General features: G+C 47.3%; 7 protein-coding genes. 1 reads left to right on the top strand and 6 read right to left on the bottom strand.

The window, feature by feature from the left end; genetic code table 11:
• Positions 1-959, top strand: a 959-nt coding sequence (locus VIP81_RS00095; RefSeq protein ID WP_331956434.1) for an alpha/beta hydrolase, incomplete at its 5' end; no start/stop codon positions are given.
• A 34-nt stretch (positions 960-993) separates the two neighbouring features.
• Here the strand turns inward: VIP81_RS00095 and VIP81_RS00100 are convergent.
• From VIP81_RS00100 to VIP81_RS00125, 6 genes are all read right to left on the bottom strand, one after another.
• A complete protein-coding gene (locus VIP81_RS00100) occupies positions 994-2,529 on the bottom strand; it encodes a sulfatase (protein ID WP_331956435.1) in 1,536 nt (511 codons plus the stop codon).
• Between the two features lie 10 nt (positions 2,530-2,539).
• On the bottom strand, positions 2,540-4,153 hold the full coding sequence (locus tag VIP81_RS00105; protein WP_331956436.1) for an alpha-L-fucosidase: 1,614 nt from the start codon (positions 4,151-4,153) through the stop codon (positions 2,540-2,542).
• Positions 4,137-5,597, bottom strand: coding sequence for a RagB/SusD family nutrient uptake outer membrane protein (locus VIP81_RS00110; RefSeq protein ID WP_331956437.1), 1,461 nt, complete (start codon positions 5,595-5,597; stop codon positions 4,137-4,139). Before VIP81_RS00110 ends, VIP81_RS00105 begins: the two co-directional genes overlap by 17 nt.
• Before the next feature lie 26 nt (positions 5,598-5,623).
• Positions 5,624-8,698 carry a TonB-dependent receptor gene (locus tag VIP81_RS00115; RefSeq protein ID WP_331956438.1) on the bottom strand — a complete coding sequence of 1,025 codons (3,075 nt, stop codon included), beginning with the start codon at positions 8,696-8,698 and terminating at the stop codon, positions 5,624-5,626.
• Positions 8,699-8,827: 129 nt separating this feature from the next.
• Positions 8,828-9,793, bottom strand: a complete 966-nt coding sequence (locus tag VIP81_RS00120; protein ID WP_331956439.1) for a FecR family protein — start codon at positions 9,791-9,793, stop codon at positions 8,828-8,830.
• Positions 9,794-9,898: 105 nt separating this feature from the next.
• Positions 9,899-10,435 (bottom strand): RNA polymerase sigma factor, encoded by a 537-nt coding sequence (locus VIP81_RS00125; protein WP_331956440.1) that lies wholly within the window; start codon positions 10,433-10,435, stop codon positions 9,899-9,901.
• Positions 10,436-11,117 lie beyond the last annotated feature (682 nt).

Below are 11,117 nucleotides of genomic sequence, written 5' to 3' on the forward strand. Positions count from 1 at the left end.
CATATTTTGCTATGAAAAAACTGACTACACTGCTATTGTACTGCTCCTGTATGCTGCTGCTCTTATCGGCCCATGGCCAATCACAGACTAAGCAAACATTTATGTTCAACACCAGTGACAGCACAAAGCTATATGTGAAGATATCCGGAAAGGGGCCTTACTGCTTTTTTATTCCGGGTGGCCCGGGGCAAGGCTGTCGTTCCTTTGAATTGCTGAAAGGCAATGCGCTGGAAAAATGCTTCACCATGGTGTACCTTGATCAAAGGGGATCCGGTAAATCGCAGGATGCCGCGAACTATCATCTTCCCCGTATGCTGGATGACATAGAGGAGTTGCGACAATATCTTGGATTAAAAAAAATCTTTGTGCTGGCGCATTCATTCGGAGGTATCATTGCCTTTAATTATGCCCAACAATTCCCTGCAAGCGTAAAAGCCCTGATGCTGGCCAATGTAACCCTTCATGCCATGGGATACAATGCTATGGTGGAGCGGGTGCAATACCAGCTTCAATTGCTGGGCAGGGATACCGTACTTCCCACCGGGATCACAATGGATAGTCTCACCCGGCTGGAACAACATACTTTTGCCGCATTGCGGCAGCGGAAGATGGGATATAAAATGCTCACCGACGACACCGCCACTGTTATTAAACAGATGAACGTTGACGACTATAAACGCAGCATAGATTTTGGCATGAGCATTTTGACCAAACCATCTCAATACCCCGAATATTTTGAGGATTACACCCCTGCTACCCGAAAACTGGCAGTACCCGTACTCGTTATTGCCGGAACAGATGATCATGCTATCGGTACAAAAACCCATAAAGCTTTTGCATTTCGGGATGCCACTGTAAAAGTGATACATGGCGGGCATATGTTGTATTATGAAAACAGCCCGGCTTTTGTCGAGGCTGTTTGCAGTTTCAGCAACGCAATAAAAAAGCTATCCCAATGAGATAGCTTTTTTTCAATACCTGTTATAGCACTACTTAATGAAGCAATACCTCATCGGGATAAGGCACCGTTTTTCCCGTGGCTTTATACACCGGTAGTTGTCCTCCACGTTGCTTGAGTTGTTGCGTGAGCAACTTCGCCAGCTCTTTGGTTTTATCAGGATAACGGGCCGCCAGATCATTGGCTTCATGAATATCTGCCTCCAGATCGTAGAGCTCCAGTCGCTGATCTTTTTCAAAATAAATCAGTTTCCATTTGCCCTGACGGATAGCCGTTAACCAGTAATTATCTACCCCCAGATTACCGCCGGTCCAGTCGTTCGGAAAATTCCAGATCAGTGCGCGACGATCATCCCGCAACTCCGGCTTTTTCAGGTAAGGCACAATGCTGCGCCCATCAATAGTTTGCACTGTTTTGTATTTTTTTACACCGGCCCATTCCAGGATAGTAGGATAAAAATCTTCCATAATCATATACTGTGCATTCACCGTACCAGGCTTGGTCACACCATTCCAGCGAACAATCATGGGCTCTCTTACCCCACCTTCATACAGAGAACCTTTGCCGCCCCGCAGCGGATAGTTCTGGGTGTTATGACCACCATCTCTTGGCGGATGCGAAAAGCCCCCGTTATCAGACATAAATACAATGATGGTATTGTCTGTAAGATGATGTTGATCCAGGTAGTCCATCAGTTCACCGAGACTCTGGTCCATGCCTTCCACCAGCGCGGCGTAGGCGGCTTCCGGTTTAGGCAGGCCCATATCGAGGTAGCGTTGTATAAAACGGTCATCTGCGTTGTAGGGCAGGTGTACCGCGTAATGCGCCATGTATAAAAAGAAAGGTTGTTTTTTTAACTGCGCGGTGTCCATGGCCAGCAGGGCTTCCTGTGTGAGGTCTTCCGTGAGGAAAGATTTTTTCTTCCGGTATTTTTCCAGGTTAGGCATTTCCGCCCGCACATTGAAGTGGCCCGGTACGCGGCCAAAATCATCTTCTGCCAGGTAGGAGGCGGGATTGCCGGCAGCGTTGCCGCCTATGTTTTTTACAAAGCCCAGGTTCAGCGGATCGGCCCCAACGGTTTGATACGCACCGAAATGTGCTTTGCCGCATTGAATGGTATAATAGCCATGGTCCTTTAACACCTGTGGTAACGGGGTCGCATATACGCTGCGTTCCTGGTTTGGTATCGGCGAAAGGCCGTTTACATTCCAATCCGGCACTGTCAGCAGACTATCGGCGCCATCTACGGCCTGGTTCTTTGTGAATGTCCAGTTGCTCACACGGTGCCGCGCCACGTTCATGCCGGTCAGAAAGCTCACACGGGAAGGCGTGCAGATAGAGGCCGCATAAGCATTGGTAAATTTGGTTCCTGCTTTACACAAACGTTCCATGTTGGGCGTACGGAATTTCCGGTTAGCCGGCGTAATGCTGTCCCAGAAAGGAACAGATGTATCCTGCCAGCCCATATCATCTACCAGGAAGAAGATGATGTTGGGCGATTTGGCAGTTTGACTTTGTACCGTGGAAGAGATGCCGAGGAGCATTAATCCACCCAAAACGAGTTTTTTCATGGCCATTTTTTTAATTTTCAATGGGTTCACCGGATATGTTATAGGCGCTGAAAGATCGGATCAGCGGTGTATTCGTACTTTCCTGCACCTGCAATTGCAGGGCGGTTGCCTGTACCGCAGGGAAGGTAATGATTCGCATATTCCCCACGGCCGTACCCTGGTAAAGATCTTTCCAGCGGCCGTTTACTTTGGCCTGCAGGGTGTATTGGCGGATGCGTTCTCCCTGTGTAATGTCTTCACTGATCGTTACCTGGTTGACTTGTTTTTTTTCGGGGAAAGATAATCGTAAAGATGGACTTGTTTGCACAGGTGCTTCAAAACGTTCCCTGATAGTAGCACCAAAAGCCTGCAGGCGCGCTACATCCGGCGCTGGCAGCAGGCCGGCGGTATCGGGTGTGAGCCCCAGGAGTAAGGTAGCATTTCGCCCAACAGAATGATAGTACATTTTTACCAGGTCGGCCAATGGATAAATATGTGCTTCATCGTTGGGTTCCCAGAACCATTCATGACGGCCATTATATCCGCGCAACGGCGCATCGGCCATGGTGGGCAGCCAGTACCGGCCATTGGGATCACCGGTTTTAGCCAGCTGAAAATGATTGGCCGCAATAGCAGGATATTTACGGGTGAGCATACTGGGGTAGGGAAAAGAAGACCAGCAAGGATAGCTGACCGTACCACTTTCAGAACCGCCCCAACGCGCATCGGAACGTTGCTCACTCCAGTAAAACAAACAGTTGGGCTGGTACTTTTCTACTACTGACAATACATCCGGTGCATCGTCCTGCAAATCGGATGCACCACCATCGAACCAGATTTCAAACAGTGGCCCATAGCGGGTACAAAGTTCTTTCACCATGCCTTCACACATCCGGTTGTAATGTTGCTGCCGCTGCTGCCGGAAAACTGAATCGGTTCCCTGCACTTTAAAATCATGTACGCCCATCAAGGCGTTCCAGCGGATGCCGATATACAATCCCGGCTGAATACCGTACTTACGGCAGGAGCGGATAAAGTCGGCTACGATATCTCCTTTACCATCTTTCCATTTCACGGCTTTTAAACAATAAGGATTTACATCCGACTGATACAGGGCAAACCCTGTTTCATGCGTCACGGTTAAGATGGCGAACTTAGCACCGGCCGCTTTCGCAGTGCTGATCCACTGGTCGGTGTTGAGTTGCGACGGATTAAAGATATTGTAATCCGGCACCGGCGTAATCCTGTTGGCCGTTTGGTTATACGGCTTGCCGTCGAATACGTGGAGGTCGTAGTGAAATACCACACCGAAGCCGGCTTGCTGCCACGCCACTTGTGCGGGCGTAGGGAGGCGCTGCGCGGCAGCGGACGTTGTATGCTGCGCCGCAGCGGGTGTGTGTTGCGTGGCCACTACCGGAAGCTGCGCTACTACGGGTGACGAATATGCCATTGCAACCGGCGATGCGTATTGCGTGGCCACTACCGGAAGCTGCGCTACTGCGGGTGACGAATATGCCATTGCAACCGGCGATGCCTGTTGCGTGGCCGTTACCGGAAGCTGCGCCGCAGCAACTCCCGGTAACACGGGTGCCAGTAACGCAACCGGCATCCCAAACCACCAAAATAATTTATTTATACCCTTCATTTTGCACCAGGTTTTTATCTGCATCAATTTCTGTTTGCGGAATCGGATACAATACGTGATAATCTTTCGCGGCCATACCTCTGGCTTGCGCACCGGAAATAAATACATTCATCCGGATCAGGTCTTCCCTCCTTTTGCCTTCTGCAAAAAATTCACGGCCTCTTTCTTCCAGGATAAAATTACGCAACGCAATTTTAGAAGGATAGTCTGCCAGCAAAATTTTAGCTACGCCGGCACGCTCGCGGATTTCGTTGATCAGGTCTACGCTTTCGGCAGTAGGTCCATTCAGTTCATTCAATGCTTCTGCTCTTGACATCAGGATATCTGCATACCTGATCACCGGAATATCATTGCCCATATCAGCAGAGGAGCCGTTGGGGTCCGGTACAAACTTGAAAGAACGCGCGTTGTTCAATGCCTTGCCGGTAGCGTCTTTCGACATCTCAAAATAAGTACCTGATGTATTGGTATAATGTGTCAGGATCATTTTTAAACGTTTGTCGGCCGCGTCAAAACTATCCACAAATTTTGTGAATAATTTAAACTGTGCGCCGAAAATAATCCAGTTGGTTTGAATCGGATATCCCGGCGGGAAGGTATGCGCCATCACCAGGTTGCCAAAACCAGTTTGATTAATACACGGAAATATATAAATGGATTCCGGATTGCTTTCATTTTCTACGGCAAATAACCGGCTGATATCGCCAAAAAGACGATAGGTTTTCAGATCGATGATCTGTTGTGCGGTGGCAGCACTTTCGGTCCACATATGTTTGTTCAGGTAAAATTTACACAGCACTGCCAGCGCTACGCCCTTGGTGGCCTTGCCTCTCAGGGCCGTGGTTACCGGCAGATCCTGCGCGGCAGCGATCAGCTCTGAAATAATGAACTGTTTCATTTCATCATCGCTGGCTTTTGCCTGTAAGCCATTTACATTTTTAGCGCTGGTGATCAGCGGCACCGGTCCGAAGAAATTATACAGATAGCTATAGGCTGCTGCGCGGATAAACCTTGCTTCTGCTACATATCCTTTCAGTTTATCGGCGGGTACGGTACCTGCATTGTCTTTATTATCCAGGATCACATTGGCATCCCTGACAGCCTGGTAGGATTTGCCCCAGGAGGCCGCAAACATAGCGTTGGTGGCATCCCAGGTGAAGTTGATAAAATCCTTCGCCTGTGCTTCAAAGCCGCCACCGGTTTCCCACATTTCATCTGCACAAAATTCACTGAAGCAGTATACATCATTCCGGTTGGGATTACCCGTTACCTGCAACTGGCTATAGGCGCCATTTAACACTTTTTCAAAGCCGTCTGTGGTGCCTGTAAAAGCGGTAGGATCGTATTGGGTGTATATATCTTCCTTTAAAAATTTCTTACAACTGCTCAACAAAAGTATACCTGCAGCGATGGACAAATATGCCAGTAACATCCCCTTTTTCATCGGTTTATATTTTAGGTTACGTTTGATTAAAAATTAACTTTCACACCCAGACGATACACCTTTGATAAGGGATAACTGTTCTGGCTTACCTTGGTAACGCTGGCTCCCAGCGCATTTCCATCCGGATCATATCCATCATAGTTGGTGATGGTGAATAAATTATCTGCCGCCCCATATACTGACATTCCTTTGATAGTATTATTATGTACCGGGAGGTTGTAATTCAGCGTGAGCGTTTTTAATCTCACAAAAGCAACGTCCTGCACGGTCATGGAATTCACGGAATACTGTCCGCCGTAACGGGATGCGTTGATGCCGGAAGGATATTTGGCATCGGTGTGCTCAGGCGTCCATCTGTCGAGGTAGTAGGCCGACATATGGTTGCGCTGGAAGTTGATCGGGTACAATGATTCGATGGCATTGTCGTCGAGGGTGGAAATACCGTGTACACCGAGTATCAGCACATTCATGGAAAAACGTTTATACGTCACCGTATTCGTGAATCCCCAGGTAAATTTGGGCAAAGGACTACCGAGTACGGTGCGGTCTTTTGCATCGATGGTTTTATTACCATCCTGGTCTTTGAAAATAGGGTCACCGGCTTTGGCGCCCGCCTGCCCGGAAGCAGCGGCTTGTGCATTGTCTTTAAAAATACCGGTAATCTCATAACCGTAGTAAGAATAGATCGGCAAACCTGTTTGTACCAGTGCAAAGTTGGGCACAAAAGAAAATGCGCCGGTGAGCACCTGCGGTATAAAGTCTGGCAGGCGGGTTACTTTATTGTTCAGAAAAGAAGCGGTGATACTGCTTTCCCAGGTAAAGTCTCTTTTCACGATGTTGCGGGTATTCACGAGAATGTCTACCCCTGTGTTTTGCACACTCCCGAAGTTCACCACCTGAGAAGAGAAGCCGGTAAATGCGGCTACCGGTTTGCTAAACAGCTGATCGCCGGAGTTCTTCACATAATATTCTACCGATCCGGAAATACGCTCGTTAAAGAATCCAAAATCCAGTCCCAGATTATATTCCTCCGTGGTTTCCCATCTGAGGTCCGGGTTAGGGAGCCTGGCTGGTTCTGCGCCCTGGTACAGGTTATCACCAAACACGGCTTTGCCGCCGGCGATATATGTTTGCAGCGTGGCAAAATTAGCAATGGCCTGATTACCTATTTGGCCGTAGCCGAAGCGCAGCTTCAGGTTGGAGATCGTTTTGCTATGCTCTAAAAATTTTTCTTTATAAATATTCCATCCGGCGGCGAGCGACGGGAAGATGGCGTATTTATGACTGTCGGAAAACCTGGAGGTACCATCTGCTCTGAAAGAGGCCGTGAGCAGGTATTTATCTTTATAATTATAATTCAGTCTACCGAGGTATGAATTCAGTTTATTGGAAGAGCGGTCGCTTTTCACATTATCGCCGCTGATCCCGTCACCACTGCCCAACAGGTTAGTGTTGGTGATGTCTGATAAAAAATTACGGGAATCGGCATACGAGGTACGATAGTCGTATCGCTCCGTGGTAGTTCCCAGTAAAAGGGATAAACTATGTTCCCCCAGCTTCTTATCATATTTACCCAGGTATTCCATGATCCAATGCGAATTTTCTGCGTTGGTAATGGAAGCAATACCGCCGGCACTGAGTCCGTATTGCGTGATACGGCTGTTGTAATAGTCTGCCCGTGAATTGCTGAGATCTGCGCCCAGTCTCGCTGTAAACGTGAGGTCTTTGATAGGCGTATAGTTAGCGATCACCGTACCATAGTTGTTATTGAACACCTGCGACTGCGTAATACCGTTCACAATGGCCAGCGGATTTTCGAGTGAAATCAGCGGATTAAAACGATAACGGCCATTGGCATCTTTCTCCGTGGAAATGGTAGGATCGAAGTTGAGCGCGGTATTAATGGCGCCGGCGTTTTCGTTGAACCCGGTCTGGTTATAGGGCTGGTTGTTTTTTGTTCTGTTGAGATTCACCGACAACAGCATATTGAATTTGTCGGAAGGTGTTATTTCGTAGTTGATGCGGGCGTTATATTTTTCGAAGTTGGTATTTTCGAGGATACCATCCTGGTTAAAATAATTTAAGCCCACATAGTATTTATTATTCTTGGCGCCGCCAGACATGGAGAGCTGGTGATTATGCGCCATGGCGGTTTTAAAGATCTGGTCCTGCCAGTCGGTGCCATTGCCCACCGCGTCCATCTGTGCTTTGGTAAAGACTTCCGGCTGATTTTGTGCCACGGACAATTCATTCAGCACGCGCATGTATTGTGGCGCGCTGAGGACATCCATTTTTTTCGCGATTTGCTGCATGCCGATATAGCCGTCGTAGGTGATGGTAGTTTTACCCACGATTCCTTTTTTGGTGGTGATGAGTACCACGCCATTGGCAGCCCTGGAACCGTAGATGGCAGCGGCGCTGGCATCTTTCAACACCTGAACGGATTCAATATCATCCTGACTGATGGAAGCAGGATTTACGCCGGGCAATCCATCTACCACCACCAGCACATCGTTGCCGCTGTTGATCGAGCCGGCGCCTCTTACGCGGATATTGACGCCACCACCCGGTGCGGAGCTGGATTGATTCACATATACGCCCGCGGCTTTACCGTTGAGTGCCTGTAACGCATTGTTGTTAACGCCTTGTGTCAGTTCTTTTTGTCCGATGGTAGCAATAGATCCTGTGAGATCCGTTTTGCGCTGGGTACCATATCCTACTACAATCACCTCATTCAGCGAAGCGGTGCTGCTGCGGAGTTTCACGAGTATAGAGGTAGACTCTCCTGCTTTCAGGGTATAGCCCGACAGCGTTTGTGGTTCGTAGCCGATGCTGCTGATCACAAAAGTATAGGTACCATTGACCGGTAGCCGGGAGAAGGTGAATACGCCCAGCGAATCTGTTTGTGCGCCAGAACTAAGGTTGGATAAGGAGTTACGGGCAATTACGTTCACAAAAGGCATCTTCTCTCCCTTTTCATCTCTCACAATTCCTTTTACGCTACCAGTTTTTTCCTGTGCATAGCTGGCGGACCAGGACCATAATAATAGGGTACACAAAAAATACCCGACTGTGGTTGATAAACGAAGTCTGTTTGGCACTGTTACTAGTTTTAGAATTTGACATTAAAATGCTGGCATAGCATGTCCGGAATGCTACGTGTGTGCATATCAGTTATTACTGCTGGTGGGATGCAATAATCACTGCTGGTGGTATTTTTTAATTTTGGCTTACTGCTTCTTTAGGCTGTAGTTCTTTCCATTGTTCACGACAATCAAATGATTCAATAACGCGATATCTTTCAAAACGTTCTCCAGAGAATCGGTGCGATCTATTTTACCGATGAAATTTATTCCTTTCAGGTCTGCCGGATTATAATGTACGGGTACATTGTAGATGGCAGACAGTTGATCCAGTACCTGTGGCAGTTCCTGATTTTCGAACATATACCAGTTAGATACGGTGGCATTGTTGCTATGCTCCGGTGGGCGGCTGGCGGGTGGACGGCTGTTCGTCAATACGGCCAGGCCATTGTTACGGTCATAGCTGAATACATCTCCCGGCAGCAGGTAATAGTCCTGCCGTAATTTTGCCTGTAGTGAATCTGCTGATCTGATCACTACTTTACCTTTATAGAGATAGATGCTTGTTTTGTGGTCGCCGGCTGCTGCGGTCACTTTAAACGTGGTACCTAATACCGTGGTGGCGATGCCGTTATTAAACACGGTAAATGGTTTGGCGGCATCATGTTGCACATTAAACAGGGCGGTGCCTTCCAGGTATACATTTCTGACGGCGCCCGGAAATGCCGCGGCGTAATGCAGACTGGATGCAGGAAACAGCGTTACGGTGGTGCTATCGTCGAGCAACAGGTCCATCGCTTCGGCGGTGGCGTTGGTAATCGTTTTCAGCTGTGCTGCCGCTATTACCGGTACTGCTGTCGGCGACGGTGTATGCCGGAACCAGTAATAACTACCCAGCATGACGCCGGAGAGGGCGGCTGCTACTGCTATCTGTTTCATGCGGCGGATCAGTACCTGCCGTTTTCTTTGTTGTTGAATAACGTTCCAGGAATGTTGCCAGAATGCAGGATCTTTATCGATGCTGTGGTCGAAGCTATCCCATTCTTTTTTTTCCTGCTCCCGGTCCGGAAGCGGATTTAAATATTGTGCGATACGTTTCCTGGAAATCTTCATTGATAATTGATCCGCTGTTATTAAGTAATACGCAGCCTATGAAAAAAATCCTCACCTGGGTGCGTTTTTTTTGAAAAAATTTTTATCTACCTGAATATCATTTAGTTAGAAAACAACAAAAGACAAGAGTATGAAATACTTTTTCAGGTATTTCACGGCTCTGGCCACGTGGTTATCTACTGTTTTTACGGAGATGGATAACTCGGCGGCTATTTCTTTATAAGAGTATCCTTCCAGGCGGTGCAGGATGAAGACCTTCTTTCTTTCCGGCGGCAGTTGTTCCAGCAGTACCTGCAGGCGATGATCCATTTCTTTTTGTTCTACGGGATCTATGGCTACGGCTTCTTCCGGGGCTTCGGTATGAAGGGCATGGTCAATGCGCATGACTTTCTGTTGACGGCGAAGCGCATCTACATATACTGTATAAGCAATATTAAAGAGGTGTTGGTCGAGGGAATAGTCTTCATTCAGGGAGCTACGGTACTGCCACAATCTCAGAAAAGTAGTTTGTAATAAATCGCTGGCATCTTCTTCTGACCTGGTTTTTTTCAGGAAATAATAAAATACTTTATCGCGGCAGCTGATATATGCCTGCTCATACGACAACTCGTCCCCCTGTTTTATGGCTGATACTAATTCCAAGATGGGACTAAAATAAGACAAATTCCGGTAAGCCGAAGGCGGAAAGCAGAAAGCAAAAAGCTATCTTAGCGGATGTCCCCGGCGGATAATATGAACCAATGTCCCGGGGATATCTTCCGGATCACCTACCTAAAATTCTTCCCATATGATCATTCACCACTTAGATCACCTGGTTTTAACGGTAAAAGATATTGACATCACTTGCCTCCTAAAGCCACGGCACCTACGAGGGGATCTGCAGATCTTTGTTTCATTTCTGATACGCCAATAGAAAAAATTTTACGGGAATTACAAGACAATAATATAGCAGTACTGGAAGGCGGAATCGTAGCAAGGACGGGGGCTACAGGCCCCATTCGTTCTGTGTATTTTCGCGACCCGGATGGCAATCTTTTAGAGGTGAGTAACTATGATGTTAAATAAAATATAAAGTTTAATATTGTTTTTCTGGTAAAAACAATATATTTTTATGGCCTTAACAAAATCATAACCTGTCGTTTTGCTAGCAACAACCAATAGCAATTAACGCCCTGGACAACAAAATATATTACTGTACTTTTTTTGCTTTGAAATTTAATTGGTTTTTGAAAATTTGCTTTTGAAATATTTTTGCTTTTGAAGAATTAATTTTTGCTTTTTAGAGAACTTTTTTTTGCTTGGGAATCTATTTAATCCACAGAAA

Origin of the sequence: Chitinophaga sp. (genome assembly GCF_036566945.1) — a bacterium.
Lineage (GTDB): Bacteria > Bacteroidota > Bacteroidia > Chitinophagales > Chitinophagaceae > Chitinophaga.

What these genes read in the sequence shown, in the direction of transcription:
- VIP81_RS00110 (WP_331956437.1), bottom strand. Translation starts at nt 5,597, where the DNA reads ATGAAAAAGGGGATGTTACTGGCATATTTGTCCATCGCTGCAGGTATA.
- VIP81_RS00105 (WP_331956436.1), bottom strand. Translation starts at nt 4,153, where the DNA reads ATGAAGGGTATAAATAAATTATTTTGGTGGTTTGGGATGCCGGTTGCG.
- VIP81_RS00100 (WP_331956435.1), bottom strand. Translation starts at nt 2,529, where the DNA reads ATGAAAAAACTCGTTTTGGGTGGATTAATGCTCCTCGGCATCTCTTCC.
- VIP81_RS00120 (WP_331956439.1), bottom strand. Translation starts at nt 9,793, where the DNA reads ATGAAGATTTCCAGGAAACGTATCGCACAATATTTAAATCCGCTTCCG.